Consider the following 21,213-nt stretch of genomic DNA (forward strand, 5'->3'; position numbering starts at 1 on the left):
AAATAAATGATTTCAAGTACGATGATGACACTAATATACAAAGTGGGGGATTGAAATGAGTATTCGCAGTAGGTGGTTGATGATTTCCGTTGGACTAGGGATTTTATTGAACCCATTGAATTCTTCAATGGTTTCAGTTGCTATTCCAAGGCTGCAAAATGTGTTCCATCTCGACTTTACAGTGGTATCCTGGATTATTTTTTCGTTCTACATTGCGAGTGCTATCGCTCAACCGATCATGGGAAAAGCCAGTGATTTATTCGGTAGGAGGAGGATATTTCTTAGCGGGCTTGTTGTATCCTTCGTTGCATCATTATTAGCTCCACTATCCCCAAACTTTGGATGGCTCATCGTGTTCCGCATTGTGCAATCCATCGGAACAAGCATGATGGTTGCAGTTGGAATGGCCATTGTGCGAATTCATATTATAGAGAAACAAGCGACTGCACTGTCAGTTTTGTCTATATTCCTATCCGGAGCGGCTGCGATTGGCCCCTTTATTGGCGGGGTCATCATTCACTGGTGGGGCTGGCCTTCTATCTTTTTGGTTAATATTCCGTTCGTGATGACAAGCTTTCTATTAGCTTGGAGGCATATTCCAAAGGATAGTCCGTCTACGACCTCCAATGTTCGCAACATGTCCTTTCGCAAATGGTATGATTTGATTGATGCGTCAGGAGTTCTGCTATTCACCGTGGGTCTGGTTGCTCTGCTCGTTGGATTATTGTCCGCAAAATCATCTGGTCAAATCTCATTAAGTAACGTTATTGTCGCGCTGATTGGCTTCGTTGGACTGGGAGCTTTCGTGCGACATGAGTTAAAAGCGAAGTCATCCTTTATTCCTTTACGCACATTCGCTACATATCCTGCAATGACTTGGGTCAATGTCGAATTCATGGTCGTTAATTTGCTTTATTACTCTCTCTTTTTCGGGCTTCCGTCCTACTTGCAAATCGTACGTCATGTCAGCGAGTTCCATACCGGGATGCTCATGCTAAGCTTAGGCTTGTGCTCGCTCGTTGCTTCTCCAATGGCAGGACGATGGATCGATAAATCAGGACCTCGACCAGCATTGCTTATGTCCGGAATCCTGATGACATTTGGGTCCGTGTGGATCGTGACACTGGATCAGACTACACCGGTTATCAGTGTGTGTCTGGCCTTAGCTGCATTCGGTATTAGCAACGGGTTGAACAGTGTCGCTATGCAGGCAGCCTTATTCAAAAGTTCACCAAAAGAAATTATAGGTGTAGCATCTGGAATATTTAACACCTCAAGATACATGGGAACCATTCTCTCTTCATTACTGATTAGCAGCGTAATGGGAGATAACTTCAGCTTCGAAGGATTTCGAATACTTGGGATAATCCTCACGTTAATTGCATTGTCCTTGGTATTCATAAATTGGCGGCACAAGGAGTCAGTGCAGTTGCATGAGTCCTAGTTATCTGACAGATGTAAATTATCCTCCGTTCCCTCAACAGAAAGCGGCAGCTGATCGTGAGAATCGGCTACCGTATTATCTTGTTGAGCCGCAAGATGTGTTAGACCCTGATCGTTCCGGGATTATTGTTGTTCCTGGCGCTTCGGGGAAGCCAGCGGTGAACACCGCAGATGCTATTCCCAACATATTAAGGCAGGCTAAGGATTCGGGATTAGCAACGATGATGAAACAAGCTATGAATAATAAAGACGTTACGGTGGCTACCGTGTGTGGAGGTTCATTGCTGCTGGCTATGGATGGTTTATTGAAAGATAAATATGCAGTCACCAATCAAATAGGCATGGGTGCACTAGGAGCTCTCGGTGCAATTCCGGTTAATGCAAGAATCGTGGAAGATGGCCCTCGTTTGGTAACTGGCGGAGGTGTTACTTCTGGACTTGATGTGGCCTTGTATTTGGTTGAGCGTGAAGTCGGACCACAGATTGCGAATGCCATAGAGAAGTTATTCGAGTACGAGCGTAGAGGAACGGTGTGGCAAGCACGGCATACCGCCGATTAACTTTGAGACGAGCCAGGAAACGTCTAAAAAAGAGCAGCTGTCTGCACCGGAGAAAAAGTCGAGAAGTGAGGAATCGAGCATAAGTTGCAATGTAACATGTCGTTCCATCTAATCGGTAACCGGTATATGTTCTTGTCCCTCGGCAGTTGTTCATATCACGACACACTAATCCCTTTTTATACACACCAGATAGCATCAGCGGTCATTATTACCACCTTAAAATCTCTTTCACTAGCTTCATATACTAGTGCACGGACAGTTAGGAAAATTGCTACCAAAGTATCAATCTCTTTCTCAGTTAGAAATTCTGCAAGGTGATCAACTGTACGAACCTCTTTATCCTTTAGTAAGAAATGCCTACACGAGACTTGACATAAGAGTCATCTTTAATTAGATTGTACGTGAATTCTGCTGTATCCCTCACGGATATTTCAGTGCCACCTTCAGGTAGAACATCACGCTCCACACGGTATACGCCTAGATGTACTCCATCCGGTAAATATGGAGGACACACAATCGTCCATTCCAGTGTTGAAACTTGAAGCATCATATATACTCGATGATGCTCTTCTGCTGCACGGGTGGATTTACGTCTGGATTCACTGGATTGATATCGTAGAACACTCGGAGACAGTCTGCTTTGTAGGATACCAGCTGTTCCTATAGTAATGATTCGTTTTATTCCTTCATCACGCATTGCATCAATGATTAACGGCATACTTTCGGATAGCGTATTGGTACCATCCGTATTCAGTGCACTAATAACGATATCGGCTCCATGGAAAGCACGCATAATATCCTCTCGATTCAACACATTACCTTGAATGATTGTTAAATTTTTATCATGAGTCTGGCATTTTTCCGGATTACGAACCAGCACAGTTACATGATGTTGATCCTTAAGCGCGTTGGCAACGATATGACTCCCAACACGTCCAGATGCACCTAATACTAAAATTTGCATAAATAACCAATCCACCTCCAAGTTCTGCAATATCAACACAATCTTTTCCGCCACTCAGGCGGCAATAAGATCACTGAACTATAAGTATCAATAGTATGATAACAAAATCAATATCAGACAGCTAATTCTAAAAACAAAGAGCCGCTTATTCACGGCTCTTGTGAACATCAACTAATGAATCATCAACATCTGCAAGATAACTGTTGAAACATAAGTCTGATTTAACTTGCAATCCACAAATGCACTAATTATTTTTCGAACAAACTTCCTCCATTACTTTGGATCACATCTTTAAAGCAATAATATGACTTTTTACGATAGTGTTCCAATGTACCTGTACGGTCATCATGACTTCGTCCCCAGGTTCAAAGTCATACCCGAAAAACGTCATCTTTCCATTTCGTTCTCAGCAATACTGTAAGGACGGGTCTGGTCACAATATTTGCCTGCAAATAATCCTTCACCAACCGGATAAATCTCAATATGAAGATTGCCTGCGAATATCGTAAAGTATAATTTTCCGTTAATCAATTTAATCTCATCTATTAAATGAGCATCCTGCTAACCTGCAAAATGCTCATTTATTTGAATGTAATTTGATATTCGATTTCTACAAATTCCATTCATATCGAATATCAGGTAAGTTCTCTTCATTTTCTTGTCCTCTACCAGTAATTTCAAATCCATTTTTCTCATAAAATCTTTGGGCATTTTTATTAACTTCAAATGTATATAAAGTTAAGTTTCCATTTGCTTGTGCTTTTGCTTTATTAAGCAAGGTTCGCCCTATTCCATTGCCTTGATAATCATTATGAATATAAAGTTGGCTTATCTCCGATTCACTATAGGCAATCATTCCGACTACTTTTTCATCAATTAACGCTAAATCTATTTGATACTGTTTAGATAGTATATGATTTAAAAAATATAGATGGTTTTCGAAGCTATGGATTTCAGCCTGACCAATTGCCCGTTCCTTACTATCTCTCCACATTTTCACTGTATGTTCAGCATACTTGGGATTATAGTTGGATACTTTAATTTCAAGTTTGTTCATTAATATACCGCCTTAGATAGAAAGTTTTTTATTAGTAAAGTTCCCATTAGCTTAATGAATTAGTAAAACAAAACATGACTAATCGATAATTGGAACATGTTCTTGTCCTTCGACATTATCAAAATTTAAGAACAAGAACTTGTACTGATTGCCTTCGTACTCTGTTCCATTCCATAATGAAGAACCTCAGCTGGGTTAACCGAGCTGAGGTTAATGTATTTACTATTTTTGTTCATTTCTATCATTGGCTTTTACCCCTGTGTTGTCTTTTCTTTTGATTCCGTTGACTTTCGCATCAGGTGCTTCAAATACCCCTAAATGGGGACTACTAGAGTCGCAACTAGCTTCTTCATTTAATAACTTCAACCTTCTTATCCCCTGCTGACTTCGCTACCTCTAACGTTGTTTTACCTTGGATAGCGACTATCACGCCAGTTAGCCAGCATAGAAACGATTAGAGCTGCGCTGAGGGCTGTGGAAATTTTCTTCTTGACCATAACCATACCTCCAGTATCTATTATGTAAAAAGCAACTCAAGACGATGACAAGCCGCGGGTAATACTACGAAAAGTGAATTGCATTATTTAACTTTTTTCTTTATATTCCACCTGGTGATTGTATTATAACGTACTTACAATGATTGTAAAAGAATTCTTTCCCTTGTGTTCAATAAAGTTGTAGCTTTCTTAGTTGAGGACAATCATATCCAGGAATTTTCCATTAAGCTAACTTGCCCGTTAGCTTAATAAATACATCAATCCAGCAACTGCAAACGAGCAGACACCTGCTAAAGCAGACCATGTAGCAACTTTCTTCTTTATTTCGCGGTCTTCCTTAGACTCTGAATAAAAATTACCTCTTTGTTGGTAACCTGTCGTCCATGCTCCAATGCTAAGTCCAGAAACAACAATGAGAATGATCCCTAGATAAATAAAAAAATTCATATTTCATCTTCCTTCCCAATCACCCTTGTTTTTAATAAAACGTTTATCATAGTAAAGGTTGCAAGCGAAGAAGTGAAGTTCTATTTAAGTTAAACTTCCCGTTAGCTTAATGATGCTATCGTATATTACCTTTCTATTTAATTGTCCCTACATATAACTGTAACATCAGGACATTCTTAATATGAGGTGTTAGACCTGAGTAAAATGTTCTTAATCGTTCTATTGACTTTAAGTATTATGGGAACGCTTTTAGTAATACGTACGAGCGATTATGAGATCAAGACAAATTACAATATGGATCACAACTGGATCAAACTCCCTACGCAAATCGGATCCATGACATCGAATTAATTACAAGGAATGAAATAGGAAAAATTAGCTTTTGTCTAGTCCAAAAATGTCCTGCTTGTACTCCTTTGGGCAATCCACTCTCCAATTGATTCCATCGCTTGACCATTACTGAGATTGCGTTGGGGGTTGGATTCAATACGCCGGACTATTTCTCCCCTCGTTTCACCAGCTACTATGGTCTCAGTCCTACGAACTATCGAAGGAAATTAAAAGAAGGGGTATATTGATCACAGAGTTAAGAACCATACCAAGTGGGTGTTACTTCAACAACTGACAAAATGAGAAAAAACATTGTATATCCGACATATTGCCCGAAGTTTTTAAAAACAGGAGGAACATCTATGAAAAAACCTATTGATCCCCGTAGTACACGTACCCGTAAGCTGATTATGGATGCATTTATTAACTTATCCATGAAGAATGATTTATAGATATCACCATTAAGGATATTATAGCGGCTGCATTCAAAAGAAAATAAAGTTCTAGGCTGAAAAAAGTATTAGACTAAAGATGCTTCATTGAGCTAACTGGCAGTATAGTTGAGGCAGCGTTTTAATACAGCTGCCTTTTTCTCTGTTTACTGCCGACTGTTTTTGATAAAACACTCAGATGCACGAACTGTCCATTGAGTAAGCAAGAAGGATCGAAAATAAACGATATTGGAACGAACATAGTGCGTATTTTAACGCCAAGGTGCCTCTATTACAGCTCCAGTTTTCACAACTCCCCCTAATAGGGTCAATGATGGACATTATAATGATTACCAGTAGCTCAGGCGTTGATTGCTGTCTCCCAAAATAACGCTTGCCTTAAAGTGTACTTTAAGATTTAGGATGAGGAAGAACCAGCCGATTCCGTCTGAAAATAACCGATAAGGAGCGATCCGGCAATGGCATTCACGATCAAAGAAGCTTCAGAGCGGCTTGGTTGCCCGGCTCATACGATTCGTTTTTACGAGAAGGAGGGATTGCTCCCTTACATTAAGAGAGATAAGAACGGGAATCGACTGTTCGAACAAGATCACCTAGATTGGATCAGGCTGATGACATGTTTCCGGGCGACAGGGATGAAGCTGTCGTTGCTGAAGGAGATGGTGGATCTTGCGCTCGATGGTGATTCCACGATTCCACAGCGCAAAGCGATCTTGAATCAGTACAAGGAAGATTTATTTCGCCGCCAGAACGAATTGGCCGAAGCGCTTGACGCCGTCAATAACAAACTGTCGATATACGAAGACATCGAGAAAGGGAGAATCCCTTCCGAGAGCCAGTTGTTAATCAAGATGGAGGAGTCAGAGCGACAACAAACATAGAATGAGGGATTAACAAATGCAGCAAAGAATTTTGGGCAATAGCAATATCCTCGTCTCTTCGATCGGACTGGGAATTATGGGAATGTCTCCAGGCATTTACGGGGAGACTGACGACGAACAGTCGATCCAAACGATCCATCGTGCTTTGGACATAGGCGTCACGTTGTTCGATACCGCAGACGTGTACGGGAACGGCCATAACGAAAATCTGCTGGGCCGTGCTCTTCAAGGGCGCCGCGAGCAAGCCATTATCGCCACCAAGTTCTCGTACACCCCTAATTACGAGAGCATCAGTGGCCACCCTGATTACGTTAAAAAAGCAGTGGAGGATAGCCTTCGCCGTTTGAATACGGATTACATCGATCTATACTACCAACACCGCGTCGATCCGCAAATCCCGATAGAGGAGACGGTCGGAGCGATGGCAGACTTGGTCAAGGCAGGCAAAGTTCGGGCACTCGGCCTGTCCGAGGCTTCCGCTTCCACCATTCGCCGCGCTCATGCCGTGTATCCGATCTCCGTGCTAGAGAGTGAGTATTCGCTCTGGAGCCGTGACATCGAAGAGGAGATACTCCCTACCGTAAGAGAACTTGGGATTACCCATGTGGCCTACAGTCCATTGAGCAGGGGCTTTATCTCCGGAGAGCTTCGAACTTTCGAAGATCTGGCCGCCGACGATCTTCGCAGATGGATGCCGCGGTTCCAAGGAGACAACTTCCGGAAGAACATTGAGGTTGTCGACAAGATTAAGGAGATCGCGTTGGAGAAGAGCTGTACACCATCCCAATTGGCCATTGCCTGGACAATTGCCAACGGGGCACTGCCTATCCCGGGTACGAAGCGTATCAAGTACCTGGAGGAAAATGCAGCCGCGGCTGATATCCTTCTCATGAAGGAGGACCTCGAACGAATCGATCAGGTCAGCCCCAAGAATGTCGTTCACGGCACGCGTTATATGAAAGAACAGATGACGCTGCTCGACGGCTAGACATAATCAGATGAAGCAATGGTCCACGTGCTCCGTGGACCATTTGCAATTGGAAATTGTCTCAGGAAGTCTGCAGCCATGAACGCCTAAGCGATAATAGGAACTTGTTCTTGTCCCTCAACAATGACAGGATCAGCACTAGGTACGATCTCAGTATATGTTTGTCACCCCTTAAGCCAAAAGACACATCCACCATCCTCTTCATTTCTTTGCTAAAGTGCTGTGACGAGTTTGTTTTATCTAATTCAAATGAGATCACAGTCAATTGAAGTTCTTTCGATCATTGAAGCTGGTTTCTTTGACCATAAACTGCATTCAGCGTTTCAGTCAATCAAAAGAGACACAACACTTCTACCCAGATCTTTATCTGATCGAATTACGAAAACTGTCCTGCATAATGATACTTAATGAGGTTTTAATTACATCACTTTTCATTTAGTTGCTCATCTAATCGGTAATCAGACTATGTTCTTGTCCATTCCACAATCGATACAAGTTCTTGTCCTTGGCTGGGGCAAGAACTTGTATCGATAACATAAAAAGCCGCTATAATAGCGACTTAAATTGGACTTGTCCCTCGACAACCCTTCGTTTTAAGCACCCAGACAGCATAGATGTCAATAAACGGGAAAATACCTGCCCCTCTTCCGGACAGGTATTAAAGGTGAATCGTATGAATGGCTTACCAACATCGATTCCTAAATATTAGTCCAGAAGGCTGTAGATCTGAATGCTCTCCACCTTTGCATCCTTGATATGAAACGACATCACATCCACATAATTGGATGGCTCGTAACGGAAGTCATCCTCCTCATTAGCTGCTCCATCACCAAGCAGTTTCCCCTCAGGGTAGGCGTTTTTGAGTGTATCCAGGCTATCTCCCGCTTTAATGTTTCGCACTGTCGCATACTTAGGATCTGTAATTTCGATGTGAAAGATGGAGTCTTGTTTCCCCTCCGGTATACTGATTGTTTTAATCTCCAGACCAGGATACGTATAAACCTTTTCTGTAAAACCAATTAACGTATCCATGTTTGTTCCATCGTCGGCAGTGTACGTATGAGATTTCAGGTTATCCGGTTTGCCCAACATCTGTTCCATCTGATCTTCATTCGCTGTATCCGAAATCGCAATGGTGTGCTCATTATAGACAAAAGCAAGCTCCTTCAGGACCACATTGCCTTCCTTCTCCATCGAACCTTCCTTAATAGCTTCAGGACGCTGTCCTTCCGAGTTTTCTGAAGCAGGCGCAGTAGAATCTGATGCTCCTTCACCTTTGGCCTGTTCGTCGGGCGTGTTTTTTTCAGCCGAGTTCTGCGCCGCTTCTGGCGACTTGGCACCATTGGACTGACAGCCCGTCAGTGCCATCGTTAGTAAAATACTCAGCAGAATTACAGCTGTAGCTTTGTTTATCGATTTCATCATGATCCCTCCATAAAATGTGTGATTTCTTCTTATGAAGTGATTATAAAAAAAGCATTTGTTAGTCTCATAACAGAATTGTATCAATCTTGTAACGTTAGCGATTTACGCGCGTGTTTACACACGGGGTAACACGATCGTAACGGTCGTTCCTTCCCCGATTTGACTTTCCATGTCGATATATCCATTAAACCGCTCTACAATCTCTTTGCAAATAGAAAGTCCAAGACCTGAACCGTTCGCTGTACTTGCATTTTTCCCCCGGTAAAAACGTTCCTGCACTCTCTCCAGCTCTTCGCCCGCGATACCGATACCTTGATCACGTATCCGTATAACTACCTCGCTTGGCGTATGATCCAACTTCAATTCGATTAGCGATGAACTGCCTGAATATTTGATGGCATTGTCCACAAGGTTGGCGACCGCATGGGACATCAGCATTGGATTCACGTTGGCGTGGACTCTCGTCAGAAGCTTATCCTCCGGTTCCGCTTCCGCCTCTCTGAACCTAATCTCGATTCCTTTATCTTTGGCCTTGGCACCCATACTCGCTGCGACTTGCTGAATCAGTTCGTTCATTTCCGTCTTCCGGGCTTCCAGTTCGTTAGAACCAGCCTTGTCGAATCGGGATAGCAGCAACAATTCATTAATCAAGCGCGTCAGCCGATCCGATTCCTGCAGCAGATGAGCATAGATTTTTTGCAGCTCCTTGTTCTCGTTCTCCCCTTCAACCAAGTATTGTGAGAAACCACGAATGGCTGCCAAGGGTGTTTTTAACTCGTGAGATACGTTGGAGACAAATTGTTTCTGGTACTGAATGTAATCATGAAGCTGCCGCCCCATGGAATCCAGCCCATCTGCCAGCATGCCCAGCTCATCCTTCCGGTTTAGATGAACTCTCCGAAACTCCTGTCTAGAGAAACTTTGCGCAGCGCCAAGCAACAGCTTAATCGGCTTGGTTGTGTTGCGGGCAATCCACAGACTGGATAACGTAATCAGTACAATAAATCCGCCTGCACCCGCAAACAGGATATAACGGATTTGATCCATAATCGCATAAAAGTAGGATATGTCCTCCACGAACTCATACACATAAGCGTTTTGGTAGTATTGATCCTGGATGGGAGTGGCAAAATAAAGCAGATGATCTTCCGTTACGGTGTAGGTATAACTGCCGCTCAGGGCTTTCTCAATATTCTTTTCAAAAATAAGAGGTTTGCCATCATTAATGATGATGCCATCCACAGCCAAGCCCAGCAGCTGCTTGGAGCTATCATAGATACGTACTTCCTTGCCTGAAGCTTTCAGTTTCTCCAGAGCAAGTCTGACAATTTCTTTGGTCTGCGGCTCTCCTGACGATGATCTATGCTGTGCCAACACCTCGCGGAAGGACAACTCGGACAGATCCGCCTTCTCCATCATCTGTTTTTCAATGGTAATGAAGCTGTAGTAATCGATGGCTTTATTCACCGCAAAAATGATGATGCCAAAGGACAGCACGGAGAAAAATAAATAATTCAGCAGTAACCGGGTTGCATACTTCAGGCCTCGCCACCTCCAAGTTGATAGCCAAATCCATAGATCGTCCTGACATACTTCGGTTCGTCCGCGTTATCCTCCAGCTTCTTCCGTAATCGCATGATGGTCATATCCACACTGCGACTGTCTCCCATAAAGTCATATCCCCATCCGATCTGCAGCAGCTCATCCCGGGTAAAGATTTTGTCTGGTCTTTTGAGTAACGTTTCCAGAATTTTGAACTCTTTGGCCGTTAAAGACACCGGTACACCGTTTTTCAGCACCCTTCGGCTTTCCAGGTCAAATGTCAGTTCTTCATGAATAATGCGTGCAGATTTCACTTCTGTTCCTTCACTTGATTCCTCCTTGCTCTCGTTTCTTCTCAGAATCACCTTGATCCGAGCGAGCAGTTCACGATTGTCAAAGGGTTTGGTCATGTAATCTTCCGCCCCTAGCTCTAGTCCGAGCACCTTGTCGATTACCTCATTTTTGGCAGAGAGCATGATCACAGGAACGGCACGTTTCCCGGTGATTTCCTTGCACAGGTCATATCCGGAGCAGTCAGGCAGCATCAAGTCAAGCACCACCAGGTCCGGCCCAAAAGCATCCAGCAGCTGCAGGGCTATTTTACCGTTTTCAGCCGTTTGAACGAAGTAGTTTTCTCTTCTCAGTACGAGCTCAATTAAATCTCTGATTGCGACTTCATCGTCAATGACAAGAATTTTCTTCAATGTGCACCCCTTCTAGCCTTGTTTCCCAGCTTGAATCATCATTTACCCTCATCTTAGCACAGCATCTTTAGATTCCTCCACCAACTGGATGATGAGGTATATTCCACTGAGCCCGACATAACTTGTAACAAACCCGAAGAAAGGAGAACAATCCATGGATCTGCTCTGGGTACTCATTGTTGGGGGACTTATTGGCTGGTTAAGCGGCAACTTGATTGGGCGGGACGTACCGGGCGGTGTGCTTGGGAACATTATTGCAGGTTTTATCGGTTCCTGGCTAGGAACGGAATTGCTGGGACCAAGGGGGCCCGTGATTGGCGGATTTCATATTATTCCAGCCATCGTTGGCTCGATTATTGCCCTGCTCATCTTCTTCGCTCTGGCACGCGGCGGAGCCTTCCGAAGACGTTAACAAAGAGAGACGGAAACCGATACTGTCGTTCATTAGATATTTTTAAAAGATGCTGCCAGGACATAAAGGTAAAGATAAACATAAAAGGGCCGAAAGCATTCATCGATGGAAGATGAACACTTACGGTCCTTTTTTTATTTTTGTACTGATTTCATCCATTCTTTCCGTGCCTGAACATGGTCTCCATCGCTTTGATAGATTCACTATATAAAACTCAGGTTGATAGATCAACATATGATCAATTCATGACCCCATGCATATCCGGAAGGAGTCCAGCGTCAAGGCGTATGGGGCCACGGTGCTCAGCCCAGTTTACTGTCCGGCTCAGCCGACCCGGACAGCCCAGCGCCGAACACCTCCTCGACGAGTCTCTGCGTTGCCTTCTGGAACGCCACAGCCAGGGACATGGTGACGTCGTCCACATAGTTCACGGAGGCGGTCAGGGTCTTGCTGCCGTCGGGTGTGCTGTACATTAGTGCCGCGTAGCCCGAAATACCGCCGTTGTGGGTGATGATGGTACCGTCACCGTTCTGGCCGACGTCCTGCACGAACACACCCAAACCATAGCCGATTTTGGGATACGGTTTACACATCTCAGCCAGGAGCGGAGCCGGGAGGAGCTTGCCGCCCATCAGCGCGGAGATAAATGTGTGGAGATCCTGTGTGGTCGAGATCATGTCACCTCCGGTGGAGATCCAGGAGGGGTTCTGGCGGGTGACATCGACCGTTTTCTGCTCGCCGGCGTCCTCGTACCGGTAGTAGGCATGGGCATGCGGTCCGGGGATCTCCGGCTGGGTGTCTGGTACCACGGTACCCGACAGCCCAAGCGGCCCCAGAATGAGCCGCTTCATCTCCTCGGCGAGCGAGCTGCCGGTGACCTTCTCGATCAGCAGCCTGGCCAGAACGTAGTTGGTGTTGGAATAGCTCCAGTCCGTTCCCGGCTCGAATCGCACTGGCTTCGACAATGCCAGCCGAACCAGCTCCTCCGGCCGGTAGGTCTTGAACCGGTTGTCTACCCACTCCTGGCCCTGCCAGGGGATACCCGGCACGACCGTCCCGTCTTCATAGTACTCGCCGGTGAAGTTGAACACCCCGCTGGTGTGTTGCAGCAGCATTCGCACCGTGATCCGTTGGTCCAGCCCGAACTCGGGCAGGTAGTCTACCACCGTGTCGTCCAACCTGATCCTGCCCTCGGCAACCAGTTGGAGCACCACGGTTGCCGTGAAGATCTTGGTGTTGCTGCCTATCCGGAAGTGTCCGTTTGTTGGCGGCTTCGCCGCCTCGCCCAGCCTGCTTACCCCGGCGCTGCCGACCCACTCGCCCTGCTCATCGTGCACGCGCAGCTGCACCCCAAGGAAACCGGAATCGACTATCTCTTCGATGACCTTCTGCAGCTCCGGGCGATCCTGCCCGTCAGCGAATCTTTTTTCCTTCATATTCTCTGACGGACTAAAATCTTCTGTTGTTTTCTTTTCCATTTAGTTTCCCTCACTTTACCTTTTTTTGTCAGCCCTACTGTTTTTAACTATCCATTCTCTCCCGGCTTGGCATTTTCCTTTATCAAAGAATCCGTTTAAACGCTAATAATGCCACTTCTACAATGTTTTTGTCTTTTTGGCAAAGGGACAAGAACTTCGTTCATTAAAATGAAAAAGCCGCTAAAATAGCGAGTTCAATGGGACCATGTTCTTGTCCCTCGACAGTTTTTCATGTGGAAACCATTTGGTAATTTGTCTCCTATTCTTCTCTGACGTGGCCGAGCGTGGTGTAGATGATAATTTATGTCACTCTTTCAATTCAAAGAACTAGCAATTCACATCAACTGTCTTCCTTTGCATTCTCAAGTTTATTTCATGTAGGAAAATTTAGAAAAGTCCCGATAATCTATCGGGACTCCAAGTGTATTCTGTCTCATATCGGTTTTATATATCGCTATCTTTTTTTGTTCATGGATTCTCCAGACAATGAAGAACTCTATGTGACCTAATTTGATGCTCCTAAGTTATGTCCGGAGGTGAATAGTAGAAAATGTATACACTCCCTTTCATCGCTTCATGCCATTTGTCTTTGACTGAATTTTCAATTTTTCTTTTGAAATGTACATTGAAAATCTAATTCTCGTTGGCCATCTCTGTCTTAATGAGCATATACGTTCCCCTATGATTGGTTATTGCCCTATCCTACTCTGTATGATGCTTACGATATTCAAGCGGCGATATACCAGCGTGTTTACGAAAGGCACGGGAGAAATGATGTTGACTCTCGAAACCAACCTGAGCCGAGATTTCCTTGATCGGATATACGGTCAAGGATAGAAGCTCCTTGGCCCGCTGTATGCGCATAAGTTGTACATATTTCATCGGAGAAGTCCCAATAGTCTGTTGGAAAAGGGACCTAAATTGCTCCTTCCCAAGATTGGCTCGTTCGGCCAGATCATCCAGTGTCAACGGATCGTCCAGATGCTCCTCAACGTAATTGCATACTTGGTAAATCCGGTAATCATATAACACGGGCTGATCTGGCAAGGTAGGACGCAACGTCTCGAACAATTGGAGTAACCACGACAAACCAAGCGTTTGCATTTTCAAATACTGGATGGTTACATTCGTGTCCAGTTTCGCTTGTTGCAAACCGTTCGTGCGCCCTTCCTTCACTGTAATATAGGACATGCATTGATCAGCGATGGAGTGCCACAATTGCAGCAGGTTGCGGAAGGCTGACGGGTCAATTGCAGACACCACCCGAGGAAAACGGTACAGGCGGATAAAATCAAGAAATCCGATCTTGGCCTCTAAAGCAAAGGCATAATAATGAAAAGGTTCCGAATCATCTATGCTATGCCAAGACTGGCATGTTTGGGGCGGAATGCATACGATGTCCCCTTTCCCGATCGTGTACAGCGTTTGATCATATAAGATGGTCGCCTCTCCTCCGGTAACCAGCCAAATGGCGGTATAAGGAAAAACAAACTGTCCGGTATGGCCTTCCCGCACATTCCATTCTTTGAGCCATCTGATCTGGATGGAGAGTTGCTCCAGCAAGTTTCGTGTATCGAATTCGAGACTCTGACGAGTTTGGGAATGCCAGCGGTCATTCCGTTCCTTCGAAAATACATCCATTACATGGGTGTTTTTTTGCATGATCCTCTCTCCCTATCTAAATTGAGCAAATCTGCATAATAGACAACAATTCGCGTTTTCCGAGTAAATACTCTTGTTTTTTGGAGTGCTATAATCATAGGCATTAAACATTTAAAAATCAAGTATTTCAGTCGGAATACTTGTGATGTGTTTTGACCGTACGCATGGAGAAGCACCCAGACTCAAACGACGATGATGAACAATCTAGGGGGAAACATTAATGAAAGCAAACTCACTCATTCGCGCCATCATGACTACAATCGTCCTAGGTCTGCTACTTTCCGGATGCGGTCTGACGAGTAGTGGCCAACCTAACGCTTCCAGCACCGATAAAGGAGAGAAAACCGGAAAGATAGCACTAAACTTCTGGTTTCCGGGAACCGACCAAGTGACCGTAAATGCCGTAAAAGAGTCCATCCAGACCTTTGAACAACAGAACCCCAATATCAAAGTGAATCTGACCTCGGTCCCTTGGGACCAATACTTCCAGAAACTCGCCGTAGCCTATTCGGGCGGTACGCAGCCAGACGTACACGGTCTCGGCTTCGGACAGCTGATATCTACGGTGGATCAAGGCAAATATCTGGACCTGCAACCGTACATTGAGAAAGACCAGTGGGAAGGAACAACTGACTTCTACCCCGATATCCTTAAGGCAGGACAATGGGAAAACGGACAATATGGGTTGTTGATACCGGATTTGCGCCCTCTTGCATGGCGTAAAGATTATTTGACCGAAGCCGGGTTGGATCCGGAATCTCCGCCACAAACCCTGGATGAGCTATTCCAGTACGCTGATCAGCTGAAAGTGGTTCAGAACGGACAGACCATACGTTCCGGACTAGATATCCAAACAAGTAACGGCGAGCAATCCTATTTATCTCTTCTCCTTTTATATGGGGAGAACTTCTACGATCAGGAAGGCAATCCTACCTTTGATTCGGAAACGTCCATCGCTCTGGTGAAGAAACTCACCGAACTGTACAAAGAAGGTGTATTCACAGCCAGCAACCAGCAGCAGACCGGAGGAACACCTTTCGCTCAAGGGCAGGCCGCGATGGCATTCGTCTCTCCTTCCAACATCGCATCCCTGATTCAATCCGTTGGGAAGGAGCAAGTGGATTGGGCACTTCCGCCAGCTGGACCAAATGGAGAACGCACATCGCTTATGCTGGGCACGTTTCTGACGGCAGCCAAGGCATCTAAGTATCCGGAAGAAGCTTGGACATTCATCAAGTTCTGGTTCAGCCCCGACAATCAAATTGCTTATACTTCCAAGACGGGAGCACTGCCGCCTTTGCAATCCATTCAAGATGAGTATCTGACAAACTTCCCGCAAAACCAGGTCATCTACGAAGCGATGAACGATGCACAGGGGTATATCGCCTCGAAATACTGGTCGGTGAACATTAAATATCTCAGAACAGCCCTCGAAGAGGCCTATAATGGCTCCAAATCGGTGGAAGATGCTTTAACGACCAACGCCGAGCTTGCACGGGACGAAATTAAGTCCATCCAGTAACTATGCGCACCCTAATCCAGCATTATGGCTGGAATGGGGGCATCTCTATTGCCCAAAGGACGTGTAACGATGAATAAAGGCTTGAATCGCGTATCCCCCTATCTATTTGTTTTTCCGAGCATGCTGCTGTTCGTATGGTTCGGGCTGATTCCGATCGCTTGGATCGTCTACCTGAGCTTCACGGACTACTCCATGCTGCAGCCCCCTGTATGGAAAGGGCTCGACAATTATGTACGCCTACTCCAAGATCCGCTGTTCGCCAAAGCGGTGGGAAACACCGCATGGTACTGGCTCGGCACCGTGTTGCCCTCGATGGCCATCGGCCTTGTTCTGGCTGTCCTCATGTCCATGCGACTGAAGCTGCTTCCCCTTTTCCGTGCTTTGATCTACTTACCTGGCACGTTGTCGTCCGTTGCCGTTGCCATGACTTGGCTCTGGCTGCTAGATCCGTCCAGCGGGCCAGTGAACCGCTGGCTGTCGTTCATCGGCATTACCGGGCGAAACTGGCTGAACAGTCCCGATACGTCCCTTGCTTCCATCATTGTGATTGGCATATGGACAGGAATTGGATTTTGTATGATTGTTCTGCTCGGCGGTATTCAGGGTATATCCATAAGTTTGTATGAAGCAGCCGCGCTCGACGGCGCTTCCAGCTTGCGTCAGTTTTTTTACATTACAATTCCTCTCCTGAAGCCCATGCTGTTGTTTCTCTTTATCATTGCAACCATTCGATCGTTTCAGGTTTTCGATCTGGTATACATTCTGACCGGGGGCGGCCCTGCCAATTCGAGTACAACGATCGTCAGCCAGATCGTCAATGCCAGCTTTCAGGAATACCGCATGGGATACGCTTCGGCAATGGCCGTCTTTTTACTCCTGGTCACGCTGGCCGTCACGCTGTTGCAGTACTGGCTGGGCGGACGTAATTCTGCCTCAGATTAGGAGAATGACATGAAACCGACAAAACTAGAACGATCTTTAGCCTATGCCGCGCTCGCTTTCGTCACCGCGCTGTCCATACTGCCGCTCTTGGTGCTCATCTTTACTTCCTTGAAGGGGGATGATGAGTTTGGATTGGGTAGTACGGCGATCTTGCCTTCCGGGTTGCAATTCGACAATTATGCCCGAGCATTGGGCATGGCGGAATGGGGTCTCTTTTTCCGCAACAGCACTATCGTCACCGCCATCGCTGTGGGCGGAAGTCTTTTATTGAATACCCTTGCCGGGTTTGCTTTTGCCAGACTCCGCTTTCGGGGAAGCCAGTTCATGTTCCTATTATTATTGCTCGGCCTCATGATTCCGGCACAAGTTACAATCATCCCCCAATTCTTGCTGCTGAAGTCCGTTCCATTCTTTGGCGGCAACGACTGGCTTGGAAGTGGAGGAACTGGCTGGCTGGATAGCTATTACGCTCTGATCATTCCTGAGCTGTCTGGTGCGTTCGGCATCTTTATGGCACGACAATTTTTCCAACAAGTGCCCCGGGCGCTAGACGAAGCGGCTTATATCGATGGAGCCGGTATTCTAAGATTGTTTTTCTACATTTACATTCCTCTGAGCGGGCCGCTGCTCGGCACACTTGGTATTTTCAAATTCGTGGGAGTGTGGAATGACTTCTTTCACCCACTCATCTACACCAGCAGCCCGTCCATGCGGACGATCCAGCTCGGCCTTCAAGTTTTCCGGGGCGAATATCAGGTTCAATACAACTTGTTGATGGCCGCTACGCTGATGGTGTCCTTGCCCATCGTCATTGCCTTTTTCCTATTTCAAAAACAGTTCATCCGCAGTGTGGTATCTTCGGGTGTGAAAGGATGATTTCTGCATGAAAGCAATTATGGTTATGTTTGATACGTTAAATCGGCATATGCTCTCCCCCTATGGCGCACCCGATTGGGTGCAAACGCCCCATTTCGATAGGCTTGCTCAGCGCAGCACCGTCTTCTTGAACAGTTACATTGGCAGCATGCCGTGTATGCCGGCACGCCGGGAACTGCACACAGGTCGTCATAATTTCCTCCACCGAAGCTGGGGTCCCCTGGAACCGTTCGACGATTCTGCGATCGAGCTGCTTGGGCAAGCAGGTGTATATACTCATCTCGTGACAGATCACCAACATTACTGGGAAGATGGCGGAGGTACATATCACCCCCGTTATGAAAGTTTTGAATTCGTACGTGGTCAGGAAGGAGACCCTTGGAAAGGCGAGGTAAGCCCGGAGGCTACCGAAGGAAAGCCTAACTCAGGCATCCCATTGACGTATCAGAAGATCCTTCATCACGACCGAATCAACCGAAAACATATCGTAGCCGAGGAACAATTTCCGCAGGCACAGACCTTTGAGCTGGGCATCGACTTCATCCGTCGTAATGCTCAGCAGAACCGCTGGTTCCTACAGCTGGAGACGTTTGATCCGCATGAGCCGTTCTACAGTCCAGAGTCGTTCCGCAGCCTGTATCCGAAGCTGATCGGTGATCGCGGGAATGATTGGCCAGCTTATGGCCCCGTCAATGAAACGGATGACGAGGTAGAGCGCATGCGGCATCGTTATGCAGCCCTGCTCACTATGTGTGATGACCACCTCGGCAAAGTGCTGGATGTTATGGACGAGCTGGATCTATGGAAAGATACGTTACTCATCGTCAATACGGACCATGGCTTCTTGCTTGGCGAGCACGGTCACTGGGCTAAATGCGTACAGCCTTTTTACAATGAGGTTGCTCACACGCCGCTGTTTATCTGGGACCCGCGCAGCAAGGTTCAGGGGGAACGGAGAAACAGCCTTGTTCAAACCATCGACCTACCCGTAACGCTGCTCGATTATTTCGGGGTCCAGCCTACATCAGATATGCAGGGTCAGTCCCTTCGTGCCACAATCACCAGTGATCTACCCGTGCGCAAAGCAGCCCTGTTCGGATTGCATGGCGGCCACGTATGCGTTACGGATGGGCGCTACGTATATATGCGTGCCGCTGTACGTGAGGACAACCAGCCATTGTATGATTACACCCTGATGCCAACACATATGCGTAGCCGATTCACCCCTTCAGAGTTGCAGGATATGGAACTTGCTGGACCACTCTCCTTTACCAAAGGTACGCAGGTCTTGAAGATCAGAAGCGCGGGCCGGGGGACGCTGCACCAATTCGGCTCGCTGCTATTTGACCTGGAAACAGACCCTCGCCAGGAACATCCAATCCAGGATGAAGAGCTGGAGGCCAAAATGGTCGCTTTGCTCATCTGGCATATGCAAGAGAACGATGCGCCGATCGAACAATATGAGCGATTGGGACTCAAACCGTGCAGCACTCGTGACGAGGAAGTAACTCATTCGAGTAAACGGAGTAACGAAGGAGTAAAGGAGCATCAATCATGACTGCGAAAGTGAAACGTCCACACATCATCCTGTTTAACCCGGATCAATGGCGGGGCGACGTCCTCGGCCACCTTGGGAACCCGGCAGCTCGAACTCCGAATCTGGACCAGTTCGTGGCCGAAGATGCCGTATCGTTTAGCCGTGCTTTCTGTCAGAATCCGGTGTGCACGCCGAGTCGCTGCTCCTTTATGACAGGATGGTATCCTCATGTAAGAGGACACCGGACCATGTATCACTTGCTTAAACCGGATGAACCCATGTTGCTGCAGAAACTAAAAGAGGCTGGCTATTTCGTCTGGTGGGGCGGAAAAAACGACCTGATTGATCCTGAATCGGGCTATGACGATTATTGTGACGTCAAGCATGTCCCTCCTGATTCCACTGCTCGCATGTTTGGGCCGGATTGGAAGCGTGGCGAAGCCCATGAAGATACATTCTACTCGTTTTACGTTGGTAACATCGAGAAAGGCGACGGAGAGGTTCATTACCCCGATTCGGATTGGGCTCATATCTATGGCGCGATTGATCTAATCCGAGACGCACCGTCCGATCAGCCTATATGCATTTATTTGCCAATCCTATACCCTCATCCACCTTATGCCGTAGAAGAACCATGGTACAGTTTGATTAACCGTTCCTTGCTTCCACCCCGAGTCGCAGAGCCGAGTTGGGGAGGTAAACCATCCATGTTAACTGGACTGAGAGATAAGATGCAGCTGCATGGATGGACCGAACAACGTTGGGACGAACTGCGAGCAACGTATTACGGCATGTGTGCCAGAGTGGACAAACAGTTCGGCCTGCTTGTTCAGGCTCTGAAAGACGCGGGGATTTACGAAGATACAGCTATTTTCTTTTTCTCGGATCACGGCGATTTCACGGGAGATTACGGGCTGGTGGAAAAAACGCAAAACACGTTCGAGGATTGCCTGACCCGCGTCCCTTTTATCGTAAAACCACCCGTAGGTGAACCATTGAGGCCCGGTATTTCGGATGCTATGATCGAGCTGATAGATTTGTGCGCCACGGTATACGATTATGCGGACATTGACGAAGGATACACCCATTTCGGTCGTTCACTTCGCGGTGTCATTGGCGGGCAACTGACGGAACATCGGGATGCCGTGTTTAGTGAGGGCGGCCGACTACGTGACGAATTGCACTGTAATGAATCGACGCCATTCAACGAAGACCGAAATAGCCTGTATTGGCCAAGAGGTGAAACGCAGCGCAGCGAAGGTCCAGAGCATACCAAAGCAACGATGATTCGTACCAAGAGGTACAAGTACGTGCGAAGGTATGACGAGCTAGACGAGTTATACGATCTTGTTCTCGACCCGGGTGAGACCTATAACCGGATTAACGATCCTTCCCTCGCGCAAGAATTGCTAAAATTAAAGGAGCGCATGCTGGATTTTTACCAGGGGACTTGTGATGTCGTTCCTCATCAACGCGCACAACGTGAATAATAGA

The 21,213-nt window shown here is 46.5% G+C and carries 20 protein-coding genes; 11 read left to right on the forward strand and 9 right to left on the reverse strand.

From position 1 onward, the window contains the following. Positions 1–55 precede the first annotated feature (55 nt). Positions 56–1,444: an MFS transporter gene (locus tag AAIH57_RS06190; protein WP_430020949.1), complete on the forward strand. Its 1,389-nt coding sequence runs from the start codon at positions 56–58 to the stop codon at positions 1,442–1,444. After that, a complete protein-coding gene (locus tag AAIH57_RS06195; RefSeq protein ID WP_430020950.1) occupies positions 1,434–2,003 on the forward strand; it encodes a DJ-1/PfpI family protein in 570 nt (189 codons plus the stop codon). Before AAIH57_RS06190 ends, AAIH57_RS06195 begins: the two co-directional genes overlap by 11 nt. A 343-nt stretch (positions 2,004–2,346) precedes the next feature. Here the strand turns inward: AAIH57_RS06195 and AAIH57_RS06200 are convergent, their stop codons facing one another. The 4 genes from AAIH57_RS06200 to AAIH57_RS06215 form a co-directional block, all read right to left on the reverse strand. Next, the gene (locus AAIH57_RS06200) at positions 2,347–2,967 is read right to left on the reverse strand and encodes an NAD(P)-dependent oxidoreductase (RefSeq protein WP_430020951.1); all 621 of its coding nucleotides are present in this window, start codon (positions 2,965–2,967) and stop codon (positions 2,347–2,349) included. Positions 2,968–3,577: 610 nt separating this feature from the next. Then, entirely contained in the window at positions 3,578–4,024 is a 447-nt protein-coding gene (locus AAIH57_RS06205; RefSeq protein ID WP_430020952.1) for a GNAT family N-acetyltransferase, read from the reverse strand. Between the two features lie 222 nt (positions 4,025–4,246). Next, positions 4,247–4,390 carry a hypothetical protein gene (locus AAIH57_RS06210; protein WP_430020953.1) on the reverse strand — a complete coding sequence of 48 codons (144 nt, stop codon included), beginning with the start codon at positions 4,388–4,390 and terminating at the stop codon, positions 4,247–4,249. A 371-nt stretch (positions 4,391–4,761) separates the two neighbouring features. Beyond that, the gene (locus AAIH57_RS06215) at positions 4,762–4,968 is read right to left on the reverse strand and encodes a DUF5316 family protein (RefSeq protein ID WP_430020954.1); all 207 of its coding nucleotides are present in this window, start codon (positions 4,966–4,968) and stop codon (positions 4,762–4,764) included. Between the two features lie 449 nt (positions 4,969–5,417). On the opposite strand from AAIH57_RS06215, the gene AAIH57_RS06220 reads away from it, so the two are divergent. The 3 genes from AAIH57_RS06220 (at position 5,418) to AAIH57_RS06230 (ending at position 7,619) form a co-directional block, all read left to right on the forward strand. Further along, a complete protein-coding gene (locus AAIH57_RS06220) occupies positions 5,418–5,546 on the forward strand; it encodes a helix-turn-helix domain-containing protein (RefSeq protein ID WP_430020955.1) in 129 nt (42 codons plus the stop codon). A 662-nt stretch (positions 5,547–6,208) separates the two neighbouring features. Next, a complete protein-coding gene (locus AAIH57_RS06225) occupies positions 6,209–6,631 on the forward strand; it encodes a MerR family transcriptional regulator (RefSeq protein ID WP_145950312.1) in 423 nt (140 codons plus the stop codon). Positions 6,632–6,647: 16 nt separating this feature from the next. Then, the gene (locus AAIH57_RS06230; RefSeq protein ID WP_430020956.1) at positions 6,648–7,619 is read left to right on the forward strand and encodes an aldo/keto reductase; all 972 of its coding nucleotides are present in this window, start codon (positions 6,648–6,650) and stop codon (positions 7,617–7,619) included. 705 nt (positions 7,620–8,324) lie between these two features. Here AAIH57_RS06230 and AAIH57_RS06235 read toward each other — a convergent pair. From AAIH57_RS06235 to AAIH57_RS06245, 3 genes are all read right to left on the reverse strand, one after another. Continuing rightward, a complete protein-coding gene (locus AAIH57_RS06235; RefSeq protein WP_430020957.1) occupies positions 8,325–9,044 on the reverse strand; it encodes a hypothetical protein in 720 nt (239 codons plus the stop codon). 114 nt (positions 9,045–9,158) lie between these two features. Next, positions 9,159–10,511 (reverse strand): sensor histidine kinase, encoded by a 1,353-nt coding sequence (locus AAIH57_RS06240; protein WP_430020958.1) that lies wholly within the window; start codon positions 10,509–10,511, stop codon positions 9,159–9,161. A 71-nt stretch (positions 10,512–10,582) separates the two neighbouring features. After that, on the reverse strand, positions 10,583–11,290 hold the full coding sequence (locus tag AAIH57_RS06245; protein ID WP_430020959.1) for a response regulator transcription factor: 708 nt from the start codon (positions 11,288–11,290) through the stop codon (positions 10,583–10,585). Positions 11,291–11,444: 154 nt separating this feature from the next. On the opposite strand from AAIH57_RS06245, the gene AAIH57_RS06250 reads away from it, so the two are divergent. Continuing rightward, complete coding sequence (locus tag AAIH57_RS06250; RefSeq protein WP_024630063.1) at positions 11,445–11,702, forward strand: GlsB/YeaQ/YmgE family stress response membrane protein; 258 nt, start codon at positions 11,445–11,447, stop codon at positions 11,700–11,702. Between the two features lie 302 nt (positions 11,703–12,004). On the opposite strand, the gene AAIH57_RS06255 is transcribed toward AAIH57_RS06250, so the two are convergent. Both AAIH57_RS06255 and AAIH57_RS06260 read right to left on the reverse strand, forming a co-directional pair. Further along, positions 12,005–13,180: a serine hydrolase domain-containing protein gene (locus AAIH57_RS06255; protein WP_430020960.1), complete on the reverse strand. Its 1,176-nt coding sequence runs from the start codon at positions 13,178–13,180 to the stop codon at positions 12,005–12,007. Positions 13,181–13,882: 702 nt separating this feature from the next. Continuing rightward, the gene (locus AAIH57_RS06260) at positions 13,883–14,842 is read right to left on the reverse strand and encodes an AraC family transcriptional regulator (RefSeq protein WP_430020961.1); all 960 of its coding nucleotides are present in this window, start codon (positions 14,840–14,842) and stop codon (positions 13,883–13,885) included. 220 nt (positions 14,843–15,062) lie between these two features. Between AAIH57_RS06260 and AAIH57_RS06265 the strand changes: the two genes are divergently transcribed. The 5 genes from AAIH57_RS06265 to AAIH57_RS06285 are packed head-to-tail and all read left to right on the forward strand — an operon-like array spanning position 15,063 to position 21,209. Then, positions 15,063–16,364, forward strand: a complete 1,302-nt coding sequence (locus AAIH57_RS06265) for an ABC transporter substrate-binding protein (RefSeq protein WP_430020962.1) — start codon at positions 15,063–15,065, stop codon at positions 16,362–16,364. Between the two features lie 48 nt (positions 16,365–16,412). Continuing rightward, on the forward strand, positions 16,413–17,306 hold the full coding sequence (locus tag AAIH57_RS06270; RefSeq protein ID WP_430020963.1) for a carbohydrate ABC transporter permease: 894 nt from the start codon (positions 16,413–16,415) through the stop codon (positions 17,304–17,306). Positions 17,307–17,315: 9 nt separating this feature from the next. Next, on the forward strand, positions 17,316–18,182 hold the full coding sequence (locus tag AAIH57_RS06275; RefSeq protein ID WP_175398671.1) for a carbohydrate ABC transporter permease: 867 nt from the start codon (positions 17,316–17,318) through the stop codon (positions 18,180–18,182). A 7-nt stretch (positions 18,183–18,189) separates the two neighbouring features. Then, positions 18,190–19,740, forward strand: coding sequence for a sulfatase (locus AAIH57_RS06280; RefSeq protein WP_430020964.1), 1,551 nt, complete (start codon positions 18,190–18,192; stop codon positions 19,738–19,740). Continuing rightward, positions 19,737–21,209 (forward strand): sulfatase-like hydrolase/transferase, encoded by a 1,473-nt coding sequence (locus AAIH57_RS06285; RefSeq protein ID WP_430020965.1) that lies wholly within the window; start codon positions 19,737–19,739, stop codon positions 21,207–21,209. The genes AAIH57_RS06280 and AAIH57_RS06285 overlap by 4 nt, the downstream gene beginning before the upstream one ends. The last annotated feature ends 4 nt before the right edge of the window (positions 21,210–21,213 follow it).

It is taken from the genome of Paenibacillus sp. MABNR03 (genome assembly GCF_050455445.1).
Taxonomy (GTDB): Bacteria; Bacillota; Bacilli; order Paenibacillales; family Paenibacillaceae; genus Paenibacillus; species Paenibacillus xylanilyticus.

Coding starts and splice junctions, on each gene's coding strand:
- AAIH57_RS06275 (WP_175398671.1), top strand. CDS start 17,316: ATGAAACCGACAAAACTAGAACGATCTTTAGCCTATGCCGCGCTCGCT.
- AAIH57_RS06250 (WP_024630063.1), top strand. CDS start 11,445: ATGGATCTGCTCTGGGTACTCATTGTTGGGGGACTTATTGGCTGGTTA.
- AAIH57_RS06280 (WP_430020964.1), top strand. CDS start 18,190: ATGAAAGCAATTATGGTTATGTTTGATACGTTAAATCGGCATATGCTC.
- AAIH57_RS06215 (WP_430020954.1), bottom strand. CDS start 4,968: ATGAATTTTTTTATTTATCTAGGGATCATTCTCATTGTTGTTTCTGGA.
- AAIH57_RS06265 (WP_430020962.1), top strand. CDS start 15,063: ATGAAAGCAAACTCACTCATTCGCGCCATCATGACTACAATCGTCCTA.
- AAIH57_RS06230 (WP_430020956.1), top strand. CDS start 6,648: ATGCAGCAAAGAATTTTGGGCAATAGCAATATCCTCGTCTCTTCGATC.
- AAIH57_RS06285 (WP_430020965.1), top strand. CDS start 19,737: ATGACTGCGAAAGTGAAACGTCCACACATCATCCTGTTTAACCCGGAT.
- AAIH57_RS06195 (WP_430020950.1), top strand. CDS start 1,434: ATGAGTCCTAGTTATCTGACAGATGTAAATTATCCTCCGTTCCCTCAA.
- AAIH57_RS06260 (WP_430020961.1), bottom strand. CDS start 14,842: ATGCAAAAAAACACCCATGTAATGGATGTATTTTCGAAGGAACGGAAT.
- AAIH57_RS06235 (WP_430020957.1), bottom strand. CDS start 9,044: ATGATGAAATCGATAAACAAAGCTACAGCTGTAATTCTGCTGAGTATT.
- AAIH57_RS06190 (WP_430020949.1), top strand. CDS start 56: ATGAGTATTCGCAGTAGGTGGTTGATGATTTCCGTTGGACTAGGGATT.
- AAIH57_RS06255 (WP_430020960.1), bottom strand. CDS start 13,180: ATGGAAAAGAAAACAACAGAAGATTTTAGTCCGTCAGAGAATATGAAG.
- AAIH57_RS06200 (WP_430020951.1), bottom strand. CDS start 2,967: ATGCAAATTTTAGTATTAGGTGCATCTGGACGTGTTGGGAGTCATATC.
- AAIH57_RS06225 (WP_145950312.1), top strand. CDS start 6,209: ATGGCATTCACGATCAAAGAAGCTTCAGAGCGGCTTGGTTGCCCGGCT.
- AAIH57_RS06205 (WP_430020952.1), bottom strand. CDS start 4,024: ATGAACAAACTTGAAATTAAAGTATCCAACTATAATCCCAAGTATGCT.